A 16,485-nucleotide genomic window follows, 5' to 3' on the forward strand; every position below is an offset into this window, starting at 1 on the left:
GGTTTACTGGCAAAGCATTAAAACTTTGCACTCATCACAACGCCGTTGAAATTGAGGCAATCTTTAATTCTTTGCTGCTGCACCGCGCTAAGGGTGTCGATATCGAGGAAGGCAAACTCTGAATGTTCGTGGCTTAAGTGGATCGGCAGTAGCTCACCTTCTGCCCCATTTTTTGCCACCTCAGGCCCATCAGGCAACTCAGGCAACACCAGTTCACAACGAAAGATAAAGGCTTGGGATTGATAGGCACTGTGATAATACACGCCGCTCAAATAGTTAACCCGCACACTTAAGCCTAATTCCTCTTGGCATTCGCGCACCAAGGCCTCGTGAATCGTCTCACCAGGCTCGAGTGCGCCACCGGGCAAGCCCCAAGCAAAGTTACCGTAATTGGCCTTAAGCAACAGCACTTTCCCCTGCGCATTAGTGATAACCGCGTGGCTGCTCAGTCTAAAGGTATCGTTAAAGGCCACTCAGTTATCCTTGCATTTATGTTCGGTATGCATTTGAGATATCAAATAAAATCACTTCGTCGCAAAGGTATTACAACTGGCGAGATTACCCGAATCAAACCCTGTCTTAAACCATTTCATCCGCTGCGCCGAACTGCCGTGGGTAAAAGCATCGGGCTGTACGGCGCGACCCGCCATCTGTTGCAAGCGATCGTCACCCACTGCACTGGCGGCGGCAATGCCTTCCGCTAAATCGCCCGCTTCAAGTAAATTAAGTTGTTGATTGGCAAAATGCCCCCAAATACCCGCGTAACAATCCGCCTGTAATTCAAGTGCGACACTCAATTGATTAGCCTGCACTTTACTGCCAGATTGCTGGGCTTGGCGCACCTTAGTGCTAGTGCCAAGCAAGTTTTGCACATGGTGGCCTACCTCGTGGGCAATCACATAGGCAAAGGCAAAATCGCCGGGCGCGCCTAAGGTTTTAAGCTCATCAAGAAAGCTGAGATCGATATATACCTTGCTATCGGCAGGGCAATAGAAAGGCCCAGACTGCGCCTGTCCCATACCGCAGCCAGTGGAGGTCATATTGCGATAAAGCACTAACTTAGGCTCTCGATATTGCCCTTTGAGTAACTGGCCCCAAACGGTTTCTGTGGTGCCTAAAATGGCCGCCACAAACTGGGCATTTTCATCCTGTACCGCGGTCGTTGAGCTAGATTGGGATTGTCTAAGATTAGCTTGAGTGCTCGGGTCGAGTGACAGGCCACCAGTAAAATACTGGAACGCGAAATAAATGCCGCCGATGAGCAACACCACACGGCCAAGTTTGGTTCTCAGTAAAAAGGGCAAGAACCTGAGTAACAAAGCACTCGGCACGCCCGCTGATGCCATTTGCTGACCGCGTCTGTCTTCGATATTGGAGCTTCTGTCAGTGTCACGCCAGCGCATCGCATTCCTTCACTCTGTAGTTAAAAGCACTCGTTAAACCGCTATTAAAATCGCTTAGATGCACAGCTCTATTTCGGATTTGCACTCTAGAGCCTAGAGATTAAGAGTCTAGTGGTTATTTCGCTTGAGTATCGCTTGTGGGCGCGTCTTTCAGTGAGCGTAAAAACAATCCTAAACCACCAAAGGCCAAAACGAGGATCATGATCAGTTCAAAGGCCGACATAGATTTAAAGTGGAATTGAATCGAGCTGATAACCCCCACAATCAAGGCCGTTAGCGAACCTAAACTCAGCAGCCAAGCTAACTTACTCTTAGCGTCAAAAAACACCATCACAATGCCGATAATAAACGGTAGCATCACCATGCCAGTGGTAATCGACATGCCTTGTCCAAAGGCGTTAACTCGATATAAGCCATAGCCGAGTCCAAAACTAGAGCTCACTTGTATTGCATTGAACAATAAATAAAATCCGCCACACATCATGGCAAGACCCATAAAAAATTGTCCCGTCCCGCCCTGTGTTCCGCCCGCACCTTTCATAGATATCCTTTCTAAATTAACGATTTTTGAGTGGCTTGTTCTATGGCCGTTTTCAGCCGTTGTTTTTCTTCCGCTGCTTTTGCCTTTTGGTACTCGTCGAGATTTTTATCCGCCTCGGAAACACAGCGCTGTTTATCTAGCATGGGCTCATAGGGGTCGACATCGGTTCTGGCAGAACATGCTAATTCGGCACAGCCAGACATCAACAGTGAAGATAATAAGGCTAACATAATCAATAATATTTTCATCTTTAAAGCGCTCTAATTAGTACAACAATAATGACACGTTTAACCACAATGACATTAACAAGCTTGCTCTTTGCTGTATAACACTAACATTGACAGAAATAATACCAAGGCCAACACTCAATGGTGAATTTTTATACCCATATACGACGCACTACCGTGGCTTAAATAAGGCTCTGCAATCTATGTGCAGACGCTAAAGTTAACATAAGGAATGCCCTTGAATACTCTATTGATTGGGAAAGGTGAGCAACAGGTTCACTTAAATCTTAAGTATGCCAATCGTCATGGATTAATTGCCGGCGCCACTGGGACAGGCAAAACCGTATCACTAATGAGCCTAGCCGAAGGTTTTTCGCGCCAAGGCGTGCCGGTTTTCATCACAGATGTTAAAGGTGATATCTCAGGCCTAGCGATCGCGGGCACCCCAAGTGAAAAGCTATTACAAAGGGCGGCGCAAATTGGCATAGAGGATTATCACAACGAAGCCAACCCTGTGGTGCTATGGGATTTAGCGAGCGTTCAAGGCCATCCACTGCGTACCACCATCAGCGAAATGGGCCCGACCTTACTCAGCCGAATTTTAGAATTAAATGACACCCAAAGCGGCATCTTAGACATAGTGTTTCAACTGGCGGACGACCAAGGGTTATTATTGCTCGACTTAGATGATCTGCGCGCCATGCTGGCTTTGGTTGCTGAGGAGCGCAAAGAAGTCTCCGCCAAATATGGTTTGATCAGCGCCCAATCCCTCGCAGCGATTCAGCGCTCAGTGCTAGGACTAGAGCGCGATGGCGGCAAAGACTTTTTTGGTGAACCCGCGTTACAGCTTGAAGATTTAATGCGCACTAATTTACAAGGGCGCGGCATTATCAATTTATTAGCAGCGAACAAACTGATTTTAACTCCCCGTTTATATTCAAGTTTTTTACTCTGGCTACTGTCAGAATTATTTGAGAATCTGCCCGAAGTCGGCGATCCCGAAAAACCTAAGCTAGTGTTTTTTATCGATGAAGCCCATTTACTCTTTGAAGGTTGTCCACCGAGTTTATTAAAACGCGTCGAACAGATCATGCGCCTTATTCGCTCAAAAGGCGTAGGCGTTTATTTTTGCTCGCAATTTCCTGATGATGTGCCGAGCGAAATTCTCGGACAATTGGGTAATCGCATTCAACATGCCCTGCGAGCTTACACGCCAAGGGATCAAAAGGCGGTCAAAACCGCCGCCGAAACCTTTGTGCCTAACCCCAAACTGGTTGTCAGTGAGGTTATTTCCCAGCTCGGCGTAGGCGAGGCTTTAGTGTCTATGCTGGCCGACAAGGGCGTGCCGACTATGGTCGAGCGCGCACTCATCGCACCGCCGCGTTGCCGCATGGGACCCGCCACGAATGAGGAGTTACAACAAGTCCGTGCCCAAAGCCCGATTGGTGGCAAATACGATCATTCCATCAACCGTGAATCGGCCTACGAACGCCTTAACCAAAGGCGTAGTGGCGCTGCCACCAGCAACCCCACATCCACAGCAAGTGATGCAGCAAATGATGGCCAAACGGGTCAAAAAGCCGAAGAACAAGGTTGGTTCAGTGAACTTATTTTTGGTAATAAACGCCGCCAAGGTTTAGCTGAGACCTTGTCAAAGCAAGCGGCACGCACTGTCGGCAGCCAATTAGGCAAACAAATTTTGCGCGGCATATTAGGCGGGATGTTAGGTAAATCAACTCGACGCTAGGCGCGTCCATAATTAGATCACATATTCGAAAGCTGTGTGATAGATCGCATATTTATTATACAGGTTAACGCTAGCATTAGCGTTAATTATTCTAAGTGATAGATGGATCATGGTACGGAATTCGGTGATAAGATTATTTTGCTGTAATCGCTCATTGAGGCGAATCAATTCACAGATAATTATCAATGATTTTAAATATTTGTAATTTTAAAATGTTGTAATTCGAGATAAAAATTTCGCTTCAATCAGGACATCATGGAACAGGTTCAATTAAGTACGGCTTGCATGATTAGCCTGATGAATAACCAAAGAGTACATGGAGTTTTATATGAGTAAAGAGCAAAAAAACCGTAAAGAATCGAAGAAACAACCGCTGTTGTCTGCTAAAGAAAAGAAAGCAGCAAAACTCGCGAAAAATGCCACTAAAGGTTTCTTAGATAACACTAAATAGTGTCTTGTTATTCAAAGGTTCATCCTCAAATAACACAAATAGGGTTAACTCAGGTTAGCCCTTTTTATTGTCCGTTTTTCCTTAAACCGACCTCGTTAAGCCCCACGATAGCGCCGCCGCAAAACCGCCTCAAATCTTCGTTTTATGATGCAAAAGTAGCAGCTATCGACTATAGCCTAATTGACCTTTTTCAGATTTTATGTAGTTATATTCAGCAGGCTAAGGTATTCCAAGCTCGAAAGACCCTACATAACATTATAAAAAATAAGGATATTTCACCATGAAAATCAAAAAACGTTTTGTCGCAGTCGGCGCCGCCGTGACACTCACACTCAGTGCCGCCGCGATGGCCGCCGCACCCGCTTTTATTAACATACTCACGGGTGGTACCAGTGGCGTGTATTACCCTATTGGTGTTGCCCTATCGCAACTCTATGGCACTGGAATCGAAGGCTCTAAAACTTCAGTTCAAGCGACCAAAGCCTCGGTAGAAAACCTCAATCTACTGCAAGCGGGTCGTGGCGAATTAGCGCTCGCGCTAGGTGACTCAGTCGCAGCCGCTTACCAAGGTGATATTGATGCAGGCTTTAAAACACCATTGGATAAAATCCGTGTGCTCGCCTCTGCTTACCCTAACTACATTCAAATAGTTGCCAATAAAGAGTCTGGCATTAAAACCTTGGCCGATTTAAAAGGGAAACGTATCTCTGTCGGTGCACCTAAATCGGGTACCGAACTCAATGCTAGAGCGATTTTCAAAGCCGCGGGTTTAAGCTACGAAGACATGGGTAAAGTCGAGTTTTTACCTTATGCGGAATCCGTAGAACTCATCAAAAATCGTCAGTTAGACGCGACCTTGCAATCGTCTGGTCTGGGCATGGCCGCGATCCGCGACTTAGCGGCAACTATGGCGATTAACTTTGTTGAAATTCCAGAAGATGTGATCGCTAAGATTAACAATCCTGCCTATCAACACGGCGTGATCCCAGCATCGACCTATGAAGGCCAAACCACTGACGTTTCTACCGTTGCTATTCAAAATCTGCTGGTGACGCAAAGCGGCGTGTCGGACGATTTAGCCTATCAAATGACTAAGCTCATGTTCGAGCACTTAGACCGTCTCGGTAACGCGCATTCGGCCGCTAAAGCTATCAGTTTAGAGAAAGCGACGAAAAATCTGCCGATACCGCTTCACCCAGGTGCAGAACGTTATTACAAAGAAGTTGGCGCACTCTAAGTTTTGCTGATATCTGTGCACCCTATTCCAAACTAAGCGATCGCGATGCCGTTGAATAACGGCATCTTTTTATATCCAAACAGCCTCAAACGGTAGAATTCAGTCATTGATGCGCCTTGAATTGAAGCGGATCTAAAACTCGTTGAGGTAGTTTGGATATATATCGCCCTCTGTAGTCTAATGCTGTGAGGCATAATATGAGTGATCCCCAACAAGGTCTCAGCGCCAATACTGGCGATTGGCCCAAGGCACTGTTCTATACCGCCTTAATTTTTTCTATTTTTCAAATCATCACTGCCGCTTTTCATCCCGTGTCGACGCAAGTACTGCGTGCAACCCATATTGGCTTTTTGCTGCTCGTGGTGTTTTTGAGTTATCCCGCCAGAGGTAAATCACAACCTTGGCAGCCACTCGCTTGGCTACTCGGTCTAGCTGGCATGGTTACCGCGGCTTATCAGTGGTATTTTGAAGCCGACTTAATTCAACGTTCTGGCGAGCTGACCGATGCGGACATGGTGATAGGTATCACTTTGATCGTACTAGTATTTGAAGCGGCGCGCCGAGTTATGGGCTGGGCACTGCCTATCATCTGCGGCATCTTTTTGGCCTATGGCTTATTGGGTCAATACCTACCCGGCGATTTGATGCACCGCGGCTATGGCTTCGATCAAATCATCAACCAACTCGCCTTCGGCACCGAAGGCTTATACGGCACACCAACCTATGTGTCGGCGACGTATATCTTCCTGTTTATTCTTTTCGGCTCTTTTCTAGAACAAGCTGGGATGATCCGTTTATTTACCGACTTTGCCATGGGATTGTTCGGCCACAAGCTCGGCGGACCAGCGAAAGTCGCTGTGGTGTCATCGGCGTTAATGGGTACGATTACCGGCTCAGGAGTGGCAAACGTCGTCACCACAGGCCAATTTACGATTCCATTGATGAAACGATTTGGCTATCGCTCCGCCTTCGCCGGTGGCGTGGAAGCGACATCGAGTATGGGCAGCCAGATCATGCCGCCGATCATGGGCGCGGTGGCCTTTATCATGGCCGAAACCATTAACGTGCCCTTTATCGAGATCGCCAAAGCGGCATTGATCCCCGCGCTTCTTTATTTCTGCTCAGTATTCTGGATGGTGCACTTAGAGGCCAAACGCGCCAATCTTTGTGGCCTGCCAAAAGATCAATGCCCCGATCCTTGGGCGGCGATTAAAGAACGCTGGTATCTCCTTATCCCCTTGTTTATTTTGGTCTACTTGCTGTTTTCGGGCAGAACGCCGCTGTTCTCTGGCATGGTAGGGTTAGCCCTCACCTCGATAGTGATCTTAGGCTCAGCCATCGTCCTGCGGTTGTCTTCAATGGCGATGCGGATTGCCTTTTGGATTGCCCTTGGGGTGCTATGTGCTGGCTTCTTCCAACTCGGGATCGGAGTCGTGTTTGGGGTTATCGCCCTGCTAGTCGCCATTTGTTGGTTTATTAAGGGCGGCAAAGAAACCCTCACAGTTTGCTTACACGCGCTGGTTGAAGGCGCGCGTCATGCTGTGCCTGTGGGTATTGCCTGCGCCTTAGTGGGCGTGATTATCGGCATAGTGTCACTCACAGGGATTGCCTCAACCTTCGCAAGCTACATTCTCGCCGTTGGCCAAGACAACCTGTTCTTGTCACTCGTGTTGACTATGATCACTTGCCTAGTGCTCGGCATGGGGATCCCGACGATTCCTAACTACATTATTACCAGCTCAATAGCCGCACCCGCATTGCTCGACTTAGGCGTGCCCTTGATTGTGTCGCATATGTTTGTGTTTTATTTCGGCATCATGGCAGATTTAACCCCCCCCGTAGCCTTGGCTTGCTTTGCGGCAGCCCCGATTGCGAAGGAATCCGGGCTTAAGATCAGTCTCTGGGCGATTCGGATCGCCATTGCTGGTTTTGTGATCCCCTTTATGGCTGTTTACGATCCAGCCTTAATGCTCCAAGGTGACAGCTTATTAGCGACGGGCTTTGTGGTGCTGAAGGCAACGGTTGGTATTGGTATTTGGGGGGTGATCTTTACCGGATATCTATTACAAAAACTCTACTGGTGGGAACGCGTTATCGGCTTCCTCGCGGGGGCAAGTTTGATCCTTGCGACGCCATTGAGTGATGAAATCGGCTTTGGACTCGCGCTGTTGTTTATCCTGCAGCACAGTTGGCGCGCGCGCAAACTCAAACGTCTGGCAGAGCAAGGATAAACCCTTGGGATTGTCAGTCGTTAATAAGTCTAAGGTAAAGCTATGCTAGGCCTATGTTTAGGCCTAGCAGGTACCCTGTGGGCGCAAGTGCCCACAGAGCACTTCACCTTGGCATGGAACCACAGCATAGAGAAAATCCGCTGGGAGGAAGACTATCACGTCACGCCTCAAGGCTTAGTGCTAGTCGAAGCGAGAGTAAAAGGCACGGGTGCAGGAATGGAAATCCCAGATGATGCCTATCTTAAAAATGGCAGCTGGCATTATCAGCCCAAGCTGCTCATTTTGCCTGTGTTGCGCTTAGGTCGCACGCCCGAAGCAGGGGATTTTGAACTTTGCTTCACTCAAATCTCAGGAAAAGTGCAATGCCAAGCCATGAGTCATTGGATTGGCGCGCCGAACAGGCAAGATGCCGCCGTTGAGGTGTGGGGTTGTGAACAGGCAAATGTCGCGCCTATTGATGTTCGCTAAGCGAGTAAATGACGGGCGGGTTAAGGGTTAGCAATCATCAGCTTGCTGGTAAAAGCGATAGCCATTTTTACCTTGGTGTTTCACGCGATACATAGCAGCATCCGCGCGATCGCAGCTTTTGGCAAAACTATCACCATAGCTAAATATATCGATACCGATACTCAGGCCTATCTCCACGTCACAACCTTCAAGCAAAAAGCCCTGTCGATAAACATCGAGCAAGGACTGTGCGAGCATAGCTAAAGATTCAATATCGGAGGACGGCAGTATGATCACAAACTCATCGCCACCTAGCCGAGCGATCTTCGCTAACTCACCCGAGTGAGACACTAATGTATGCGCTACATGCACCAATAAATTGTCGCCAAACTTATGGCCGTGACGGTCATTTAAGGCTTTAAAACCATCCAGATCGATAAAGAATAATGCGCCGCGCATCTCAGGTTGCAAACACTCATCGAACGCTTTGGCTATGGCTTGGCGATTCATTAAGTTGGTGAGGGGATCGCTGTGCGCTAACAGTGCCAAATCCAGTTCGTAGCGTTTTTCTTGGGTGATATCGATATGGCTGCCCATCATCCGCAGCGGTGTACCATCGGCAAGACGCTCGACGATACGCCCACGATCGGACACCCAAGTGACGCTGCCATCTTTATGCAGCATTCTGTGTACTGCCTGATAGTAATCGGACTTGCCACTGACATGATCTTCAAAGGCTTTTATCACCCATGCTTTATCTTCTGGGTGTAATTTACTTTTCCAGATATCAACGTGGGCGGCTAATTCTTCAGGACTAAAACCGAGCATTTCGCCCCAGCGCATATTGAAAATGGTTAAATTCCCGCTTGGAATATGCTGTTCCCACAGACACAAACCATTGCCATCGAGGGCGGCAAACAGTTTTTCTTCGGCACGACGATTCAACGCCGTTAACTGAGCGTTTTCACGTTTGAGCTGAGCAATTTCAGCCTGAAGTTGCTTGATGTGTTCTGCTGCCGTATCCGATGCCACGAAAAATCTCTTTCCTTAAAGCGGGAAAATCTCCTCCAGTGTAAAACACTCAATGCCGAAGCAAGATAGCGAGGAGTGCAAGATGAGCCAGAATCATGCTGGCCCAATCGAGCTTACACAGACTATCGCTATCATGCCACGCTTAGTCTCGAGTCAGCACTTCAAGCAATTCGATTTCAAAGGTGAGATCAGAATTGGGTTTAATATGCGCACCCACTTGGCGCTCGCCATAGGCTAAATGAGCTGGCACTAATAACTTACGTTTGCCACCGACTTTCATCCCCATAATGCCTTGGTCCCAGCCTTTAATCACACGGCCAGTGCCAATTACACATTGAAACGCCTGACCGCGATCATAGGATGAATCGAATTGGGTGCCATCCTGCAAAAAACCACGGTATTGGGTGGTGATCAGCGCACCTTTTACCGCTTCTTTTCCTTCGCCCACTTGCAGATCGATTACTTCTAATTCAGTCATTTCTTCACTCTCTTTTCTTGTTCGCACTTAATAAATGGCGCGATATTCAACTTTGCGCAGGATTTTATCACCGACGACCACGCTTGTCGGCGCTATTGCCACATTTCTGCGGCTCGGTTCACTGCTTTATTCTTGAGAATAAGGTCACCATGGGCGATAACATCATCACTCGCCCTTTAAATAACCGTCCGTTAGCCCAATATATTAGCCGTATAGACATTTTATTTTGGAGCTTTGCCATGATTATTGCCTGCCCCCATTGCGATACGTTAAACCGCGTTCCCGATGAGCGTGTAAACCAGCAACCCACTTGCGGTAAATGTAAGCTCAGTGTCTTTACGGCTGCGCCGATTGAACTCACTAGCGCAAACTTTGCCAACCATGCCAATAAATCAGAGCTTCCCCTAGTCGTTGATTTTTGGCCAGCTGGTGTGGCCCCTGTAAAAGTTTTGCCCCGGTATTTTCCGCGTTAGCTAAGACGTGGGAGCCTCAATTTCGCTTCGGTAAAATCAATACTGAAGAACAACAAGCCCTTGCGGCGCAATTTAATATTCGCTCGATTCCCACTATTATGATTTTCAAGCAAGGGAAAATACTCGCGCAGCAAGCGGGCGCTTTACCTCAGTCAGCCTTAAATCAATGGTTAAAAAGCCATAGCTAACCGCAGGTAACTATTTCGCGCCCATAAAAATACCCAGACTCGCTGGGTATTTTGTTTACTAAAATCTCAATCTGCCGATATCAGACATCCCAAAAAACATGGGCGATAATGCCTAGCACTATCATGCTGATAAAGTTGATGATCATACCTACTCGCACCATTTCCGATTGCTTGATATGGCCAGAACCATAAACGATCGCATTGGGCGGCGTCGCCACTGGCAGCATAAAGGCGCAGGATGCGGCAATACCAATCAGCACAGATAACATCACAGGCGATACGCCTAATGCCTCGGCAATTGCAGCAAATACAGGCACTAACAGTGCGGCGCTGGCGGTATTACTGGCAAACTCGGTCAGCATCACCACAAAGGCAATCACTGCAAAGACGAACAACGACATGTGCGTACTGCCGAAAATATCTGTCATCCAGTGGGCTAAAAACACGCTAGTGCCTGTGGTTTTCAGTACCGCGCTTAGCGTTAAACCGCCGCCAAACAGTATTAGTACGCCCCAATCTGTGGTCGATTCAATCTTCTTCCAGCCAACTAAGCCTAAGCCCGCGAGCAAAACAACCGCGCCTAACGCTACGATAGTATCGAACTGAGTAATGCCACCTAATGCCTTAGCTAATGGCACACTGAAAATCCAGCAACATACCGTCGCGAGAAAGATAAGCAGGGTGAATTTACCTTGGAACGTTAGCTTCTGCGCTTCAACTTGCACATCGAACTTGGCTGAAAGATCCGGCTTAAAATACCAATACAAGGCAATCAACATTAACGGCAACATGAGGATAACGGTCGGAATACCAAACTTGAGCCAATCACTAAAACTCAAGCCAACTTGCGCCGCAGCAATCGCATTCGGTGGACTGCCCACTAAAGTACCGATACCACCGATGTTGGCCGAATAAGCAATCCCGAGCAGTAAGAACACATACGTGCTGTGGTATTTTTCGCGGTCTAGTTGCTGCAAAATCCCCAGTGCCAATGGCAGCATCATCGCCGTGGTGGCGGTATTGCTGATCCACATAGAGAGCAGTGCCGTCACCCCAAACAGCATAAAGCAAGCGATACTGAGTTTGCCCTTAGAGGCTAACAACAACTTTTGTGCGATTAAGGTATCAATCTTTTGATGGTGTAAGGCCGCAGCCAGTACGAAGCCACCGAAGAATAAATAGATGATGGGATTAGCAAAGCTACTCATTGCTTCCTTGGTTTCAAACACCCCAAAGAATACGGCTAGTATAGGCACGAGAATCGCAGTAATACTGATGTGGATCGCTTCGGTCAACCAAAGAATGCCAGCGAAAACCAGAATCGCCAGACCCGTATTCACCCCTTGTTCGAAAGGTAAGCCATAATAGAGTGCAAATAACAGCACAATATCCGCCGCTAGGATCAGCATTTTCTTTTTATCGAGCCCCTCGCTGACGGGAGCTTTGTTAGGTGGAACAGTGCTTGAATCTGTTAATGACATGGTTACAACCTTAATACCATTTTATTTTGACGCAAATTTAGGGCATAGATCACACTTGGCAAAGCGGTTTATTTTGTAATTTTGCCACTTAGCAACCACACATTCTGCCGACTAAAAGCCCAGAAAAACCTTAAGTGCGATAAAAATCACCCATTTCTGATCTAAAGCCATGTGCAAAACTTTCAAACGAGCAAAAATCACGCAAAAGCTTGATAAAGCTGTAATTGAATAAGTGTTTAAAACTGTGACGTGGATCAGGTTTCACTTTAATACTAAGTGACAAACACTGAATTTAACCTTAAATGAAGTGGTTCACGCTAATTCAATCCGGTAACCACAGTTTTTGCCTATAAAACACCCATGAATGTATTTACCACTCTTTGCCCCCCCTCAAGGTGACTGCAACTTAAAGCGATAACGTAAACGAACATCCCAATGACAAAATTGCAGCTGGCATCAACTCAGTTTTATATTTCACGAATAACTTTCATTTTTCGCATTTAAAATGTTGGTTTACATACTTAAAAACTTAAATGGCATGGTGATGGAAAGAAGATTTAACCTTTTAAATTTATCTGATAATGCGAAAGGACATCTGATTAGCTTCCCTGTAGAATTTGTGCAGGCGCTTGCCACTTCACTCCAGCAAGTGCTCGATAACGTCTCCTAGTGGTTCCATCATTTATTTGATGCAAAACTGTGTAGAAATTAAAAATGTTTCAAACCATCAAAGCCGAAAACAACCCTAGAATCCTACTCAAATAAATAACATTTACAACTCAATATCCCTATGAATAATAAACACAAATATTATTCACCATCTCAGTCAATCTAACTCACTTTACCCCGCGGGCAATCCAACCTAGAGTCGCGACCGTATTCTCGTCTCCTGTTCATTTTTTACCTATTTTGGTACCGCTTGTGGAAAATATGCTGTCAGCTCAACCCAATCAGAAGCCAGGGCTGTTTGTGCCTGTGGCAGGACTCAGTTTATTTGCTTTAGCGTCAGGCTACTTGATGAGTTTGATCCCACTCTCGCTCACTTACTTTGATTTGAGCCTTGATCTTGCGCCTTGGCTGGCGAGTATTTTCTACCTCGGCTTATTACTAGGTGCACCTTGTATTGCACCGATTGTCAGCCGCATAGGTCACAGTAAGGCCTTTATTTTGTTCTTAAATATCTTACTGTGTAGCGTTGTGGTAATGGTATTACTGCCACAGAGCAGTGTTTGGCTAGTATCACGCCTGATTGCAGGCTTGGCTGTTGCAGGGATTTTTGTGGTGGTCGAATCTTGGTTACTTATGGCCGACACCCAAAAACAACGGGCAAAACGTTTAGGCTTATATATGACCGCCCTCTACGGTGGCACTGCCATTGGGCAACTTGCCGTAGATTATTTAGGCACCACGGGTAATTTACCCTACTTGGTAGTAATAGGTTTGTTGGCAGCGGCCAGTTTACCTGCACTGTTAGTTAAACGCGGCCAACCGCAGTCCAGTGAACAACACGCTATTGCCCTTTCCGACCTAAAAACCTTAAGTAAACCTGCCATTGTTGGCTGTTTAGTCTCAGGATTATTACTTGGTCCCATCTACGGTTTATTGCCTGTGTATGTGTCGCAAGACATGGGTTTTGCCCAGCAGACGGGGCAATTTATGGCGCTGATCATTATGGGCGGCATGATAGTTCAACCCTTAGTGAGCTATTTATCCCCGCGTGTTGAAAAGAGTGTGTTGATGACCGCTTTTTGCTTAGTGGGTGCGGCGGCGTTGTTGTTACTGATACAAACATCGCTTGTGGGATTATGGTTAGGTTTTGTGTTACTAGGTGCCTGCGCCTTTGCTCTCTATCCCATCGCCATCAGTCTGGCGTGCGATCATTTACCCAGCAGCCAAATCGTCTCCGCCACTCAGATTATGTTGCTCAGTTATTCCGTAGGTTCGGTTATTGGTCCGGTTGCCGCCAGTCGTTTTGATGATGTAGAACATGGCTTACCGCTCTACTTAGCAGCAAGCTTTTTAGTCACGGTTTGCTATCTAAGCGCGCACTTACTCGCCCGAAGCAAAGCCCGCCTACCCACAGCGAAGGCTTAGTCCTGAGCCGTTAATGCTAAGTCTCTACACCCTGTGAATAACAATGGGCGCCGATAACGGCGCCCATTGTTATTATGATGTTTGCTGGGTTAATTCTGCCACTGGCACTGTGGTGGGAATGGCCCAGACACTGTCCTGCGGCCCATTAAGCACCCGATGGCGAGTCAGTCTGTAACCATAAAAGAACACTCCACTAAAGGCTAACGCCACCAGATCGACGCCTAACGTTGCCGCAGAATAAGGCGCCCATAAGCCTAAACTTGGCACGATTAACGCAACTAAAGACGTGATTGGCATCGCCAATGTAGCCAAGGCGCACAAAGGCAAAATCAGCAGCGCCGCCTTAGCAGCACCACGCCAAAAGGCGTAAACCACCAGCAAGCCAAACACCAGATAATACAGCCACAAATAGACGTGGTTAATATTGCTCACATGCACATATAACCATTTACCCAACAACATACTTATCGTTAAAGCGGCAACCGAGCCTAAGCAAATCCCCACCGTGGCGCTCGCCATTAATCGGCAAGCACGGGTTTGCTCGCTGGCCTGCTTTTTACGGCGTTTTTCCAGCCACAGCAAATTACCACTATAAAATAAAAAAGCACCGCTTAAACCTAGGAAAAAATACACCCAACGCCCGAGATCGCCCCCATAACTACCAAAATGTAATCCAAAGAATACCGCAACGGTTCTGGCCCAAATCCCCTTGTCGCTTTGGTCAATCGTGCTATTGGTCACCTTAAGACTATAAGGATGCAGGTATAAGAAATCGGTAACGGGTCCACGCATAAAACCATTGGGGTTATATAACCCCAAGCGCAGAGTCGCACGGGGATTATTCAAGTTCATAAAGGTCATTTCATTCACTTGATAATCGGGGGCGATTTGCTGCACCTTGGCTAACACAGTGGTGACCTTTGGCAAATCGGCTAGTGTATAGGGCGTTTTGTCCGGTGCCGATTGAGCAAATAATGGTTTTTCACCATAAACCATATGCTTAAGCCCATCGTAAAGCTGATCATGGAAAGCAAACACAATCACAGTTACACATATCACTAGATGAAATGGCAGGCTGGTAATGCCCACTAAATTATGGGCATCGAGCCAGAAACGACTCTCACCTTTATCTTTACGGAGGGCGAAAAAGCTTTTGGTTAAAGTTGGCAGTAAAAAAATCACCCCAGAAACCAATGCCAAGAAGTATAAAACGGCGGCAATCCCCAGCACATAGGCACCCGCTTGATCGTGACCGACTTCGCCGGCAATCCCCGCGGTACGATGTAATTGGTCAATCAACTCAGCCAACTCGCTTGGTGTACTTAGTTGGGTGACTAATTGCCCCTGCTCGTCAAGGCTGGCATGCCAAAGCTGGTGACTCATGCTGAGTTCACGTTCCGAGCCCTGCTGATACCAAGTCATCGGCGATTGATGCTCATCATTTAAGTGCAAACTAAAACCGGTTTTGGCCTTATCATCCTGCGCTAACACTTGCGCGACTAAGTCATCCAGTTTCTCAGCAGGCACTTGAGGCAAGGTCAGGGCTGGCGGCATTGACCAAGCGTCAATCGCCCCCTTAAACATAGTGAGCGAGCCGGCATAAAAGCCGATAAACAATACGATTCCGGCGATGATACCAGTCCAAATATGGATAGACTGATACACTCGTAACACATCACTGCGAACTTTCATCCTTGTCACCTAAAGGTATATAACACTATATAAGTCAAAACGTTAAACAAGCCCAAGTAGCCAATTGCCCTGAGTCCGGTTTTAAACATAAAGCTAAAACTTAAGATCAATAACCAGATAGGCGTAATCAGCCACATGTTGAACTGCACTTTAGTATCGGCATCGATGCCGCCTGGGCCAAACCAGGCAAATAACCCCACCAATCCAAGTGCTAAAGTAAATCCTAAAATCAATCCAGCCAGTGACTTAGTCCACCAGTCGGGTTGTAATTTATCCTGTTCAGCTAAACGTGCCATGAGCTATTTCCGACCGAAAAGTGAGATAAAAGGCACTAACCCCATCAATAACATCAACAGGGCTAACCAAATAAAAATTGCGGCGCTAAGGGTAAAGAGGCTAAGCCAACCGATAAGACTGACAAAGGCAACACCGTAAGCGAGTAACCGCCAAGGCCGCTTAGGAAGGGAGCTTGCAAATAGTTTTTGCTGCTTATTCGTTAAATAAAATAACAAGCAGGCCAGAAGCGTCGACAACAGGAATATAAGTTGCAACACGGGATGTAATCCTCTCACTACAAAGCGTTAGCATTCGAGTCCATTTGCCTATGCTTGCTGTACATCATGTAAAAAGATAAACACATGAAAACAATGGAATAATTTTAATTTCGGGACTATAGCCTTGGTGATAATAATTCGCAATAAGATTTACACTGTAAGGATGGTTTATGGCATTCAAATCACAAATAGGCAACACTTCTGCCTTG

At 46.9% G+C, this 16,485-nt stretch carries 16 protein-coding genes and 1 pseudogene; 7 read left to right on the forward strand and 10 right to left on the reverse strand.

All coding sequences use genetic code 11. The features are described 5' to 3' along the window. Positions 1 to 17: 17 nt before the first annotated feature. From Q4Q49_RS15765 to Q4Q49_RS15780, 4 genes are all read right to left on the reverse strand, one after another. Positions 18 to 473: an NUDIX domain-containing protein gene (locus tag Q4Q49_RS15765; protein WP_311999798.1), complete on the reverse strand. Its 456-nt coding sequence runs from the start codon at positions 471 to 473 to the stop codon at positions 18 to 20. 51 nt (positions 474 to 524) lie between these two features. Further along, on the reverse strand, positions 525 to 1,403 hold the full coding sequence (locus Q4Q49_RS15770) for a neutral zinc metallopeptidase (RefSeq protein WP_311999799.1): 879 nt from the start codon (positions 1,401 to 1,403) through the stop codon (positions 525 to 527). A gap of 115 nt (positions 1,404 to 1,518) precedes the next feature. After that, positions 1,519 to 1,944, reverse strand: a complete 426-nt coding sequence (locus tag Q4Q49_RS15775; RefSeq protein WP_014615423.1) for a hypothetical protein — start codon at positions 1,942 to 1,944, stop codon at positions 1,519 to 1,521. Positions 1,945 to 1,955: 11 nt separating this feature from the next. Then, positions 1,956 to 2,192, reverse strand: a complete 237-nt coding sequence (locus Q4Q49_RS15780) for a hypothetical protein (RefSeq protein WP_311999800.1) — start codon at positions 2,190 to 2,192, stop codon at positions 1,956 to 1,958. 217 nt (positions 2,193 to 2,409) lie between these two features. Here Q4Q49_RS15780 and Q4Q49_RS15785 point away from each other — a divergent pair, with 217 nt between their 5' ends. The 5 genes from Q4Q49_RS15785 (at position 2,410) to Q4Q49_RS15805 (ending at position 8,305) form a co-directional block, all read left to right on the forward strand. Beyond that, positions 2,410 to 3,918 (forward strand): helicase HerA-like domain-containing protein, encoded by a 1,509-nt coding sequence (locus Q4Q49_RS15785; protein ID WP_311999801.1) that lies wholly within the window; start codon positions 2,410 to 2,412, stop codon positions 3,916 to 3,918. A gap of 328 nt (positions 3,919 to 4,246) precedes the next feature. Beyond that, on the forward strand, positions 4,247 to 4,369 hold the full coding sequence (locus Q4Q49_RS15790) for a hypothetical protein (protein ID WP_311999802.1): 123 nt from the start codon (positions 4,247 to 4,249) through the stop codon (positions 4,367 to 4,369). 280 nt (positions 4,370 to 4,649) lie between these two features. Next, a complete protein-coding gene (locus Q4Q49_RS15795; RefSeq protein ID WP_106648291.1) occupies positions 4,650 to 5,606 on the forward strand; it encodes a TAXI family TRAP transporter solute-binding subunit in 957 nt (318 codons plus the stop codon). Positions 5,607 to 5,803: 197 nt separating this feature from the next. Further along, positions 5,804 to 7,837: a TRAP transporter permease gene (locus tag Q4Q49_RS15800; protein WP_311999803.1), complete on the forward strand. Its 2,034-nt coding sequence runs from the start codon at positions 5,804 to 5,806 to the stop codon at positions 7,835 to 7,837. Positions 7,838 to 7,879: 42 nt separating this feature from the next. Next, positions 7,880 to 8,305, forward strand: a complete 426-nt coding sequence (locus Q4Q49_RS15805) for a DUF1850 domain-containing protein (RefSeq protein ID WP_311999804.1) — start codon at positions 7,880 to 7,882, stop codon at positions 8,303 to 8,305. A 27-nt stretch (positions 8,306 to 8,332) separates the two neighbouring features. Here the strand turns inward: Q4Q49_RS15805 and Q4Q49_RS15810 are convergent, their stop codons facing one another. Together Q4Q49_RS15810 and Q4Q49_RS15815 are read right to left on the reverse strand one after the other, a co-directional pair. Continuing rightward, positions 8,333 to 9,316 (reverse strand): sensor domain-containing diguanylate cyclase, encoded by a 984-nt coding sequence (locus Q4Q49_RS15810; RefSeq protein ID WP_311999805.1) that lies wholly within the window; start codon positions 9,314 to 9,316, stop codon positions 8,333 to 8,335. A 142-nt stretch (positions 9,317 to 9,458) separates the two neighbouring features. Next, complete coding sequence (locus Q4Q49_RS15815; RefSeq protein WP_011845636.1) at positions 9,459 to 9,794, reverse strand: FKBP-type peptidyl-prolyl cis-trans isomerase; 336 nt, start codon at positions 9,792 to 9,794, stop codon at positions 9,459 to 9,461. 239 nt (positions 9,795 to 10,033) lie between these two features. Between Q4Q49_RS15815 and trxC the strand changes: the two are divergent. Continuing rightward, positions 10,034 to 10,455, forward strand: a pseudogene (gene trxC / locus Q4Q49_RS15820) (thioredoxin TrxC). 80 nt (positions 10,456 to 10,535) lie between these two features. On the opposite strand, the gene Q4Q49_RS15825 reads toward trxC, so the two are convergent. Continuing rightward, positions 10,536 to 11,936, reverse strand: coding sequence for a DASS family sodium-coupled anion symporter (locus Q4Q49_RS15825; protein WP_311999806.1), 1,401 nt, complete (start codon positions 11,934 to 11,936; stop codon positions 10,536 to 10,538). Positions 11,937 to 12,866: 930 nt separating this feature from the next. Here Q4Q49_RS15825 and Q4Q49_RS15830 point away from each other — a divergent pair. Continuing rightward, positions 12,867 to 14,030 (forward strand): MFS transporter, encoded by a 1,164-nt coding sequence (locus Q4Q49_RS15830; RefSeq protein ID WP_261273684.1) that lies wholly within the window; start codon positions 12,867 to 12,869, stop codon positions 14,028 to 14,030. Positions 14,031 to 14,102: 72 nt separating this feature from the next. Here Q4Q49_RS15830 and Q4Q49_RS15835 read toward each other — a convergent pair whose 3' ends face one another. Genes Q4Q49_RS15835 through Q4Q49_RS15845 form a run of 3 tightly spaced genes read right to left on the reverse strand, consistent with a single transcriptional unit; the run spans position 14,103 to position 16,276 of the window. Next, positions 14,103 to 15,722 (reverse strand): PepSY-associated TM helix domain-containing protein, encoded by a 1,620-nt coding sequence (locus tag Q4Q49_RS15835; RefSeq protein WP_311999807.1) that lies wholly within the window; start codon positions 15,720 to 15,722, stop codon positions 14,103 to 14,105. Positions 15,723 to 15,727: 5 nt separating this feature from the next. Next, on the reverse strand, positions 15,728 to 16,018 hold the full coding sequence (locus tag Q4Q49_RS15840) for a hypothetical protein (RefSeq protein ID WP_047535138.1): 291 nt from the start codon (positions 16,016 to 16,018) through the stop codon (positions 15,728 to 15,730). Between the two features lie 3 nt (positions 16,019 to 16,021). After that, positions 16,022 to 16,276 (reverse strand): hypothetical protein, encoded by a 255-nt coding sequence (locus Q4Q49_RS15845; protein WP_106648299.1) that lies wholly within the window; start codon positions 16,274 to 16,276, stop codon positions 16,022 to 16,024. Positions 16,277 to 16,485: the final 209 nt, after the last annotated feature.

Source organism: Shewanella sp. SP1S1-7 (assembly GCF_031932105.1).
Lineage (GTDB): Bacteria > Pseudomonadota > Gammaproteobacteria > Enterobacterales > Shewanellaceae > Shewanella > Shewanella baltica.

Bases quoted from the DNA above. Each gene is read 5' to 3' on its own strand.
- Q4Q49_RS15770 (WP_311999799.1), bottom strand. From the start codon at position 1,403: ATGCGCTGGCGTGACACTGACAGAAGCTCCAATATCGAAGACAGACGC.
- Q4Q49_RS15775 (WP_014615423.1), bottom strand. From the start codon at position 1,944: ATGAAAGGTGCGGGCGGAACACAGGGCGGGACGGGACAATTTTTTATG.
- Q4Q49_RS15780 (WP_311999800.1), bottom strand. From the start codon at position 2,192: ATGAAAATATTATTGATTATGTTAGCCTTATTATCTTCACTGTTGATG.
- Q4Q49_RS15790 (WP_311999802.1), top strand. From the start codon at position 4,247: ATGAGTAAAGAGCAAAAAAACCGTAAAGAATCGAAGAAACAACCGCTG.
- Q4Q49_RS15795 (WP_106648291.1), top strand. From the start codon at position 4,650: ATGAAAATCAAAAAACGTTTTGTCGCAGTCGGCGCCGCCGTGACACTC.
- Q4Q49_RS15800 (WP_311999803.1), top strand. From the start codon at position 5,804: ATGAGTGATCCCCAACAAGGTCTCAGCGCCAATACTGGCGATTGGCCC.
- Q4Q49_RS15805 (WP_311999804.1), top strand. From the start codon at position 7,880: ATGCTAGGCCTATGTTTAGGCCTAGCAGGTACCCTGTGGGCGCAAGTG.
- Q4Q49_RS15815 (WP_011845636.1), bottom strand. From the start codon at position 9,794: ATGACTGAATTAGAAGTAATCGATCTGCAAGTGGGCGAAGGAAAAGAA.
- Q4Q49_RS15825 (WP_311999806.1), bottom strand. From the start codon at position 11,936: ATGTCATTAACAGATTCAAGCACTGTTCCACCTAACAAAGCTCCCGTC.
- Q4Q49_RS15830 (WP_261273684.1), top strand. From the start codon at position 12,867: ATGCTGTCAGCTCAACCCAATCAGAAGCCAGGGCTGTTTGTGCCTGTG.
- Q4Q49_RS15835 (WP_311999807.1), bottom strand. From the start codon at position 15,722: ATGAAAGTTCGCAGTGATGTGTTACGAGTGTATCAGTCTATCCATATT.
- Q4Q49_RS15840 (WP_047535138.1), bottom strand. From the start codon at position 16,018: ATGGCACGTTTAGCTGAACAGGATAAATTACAACCCGACTGGTGGACT.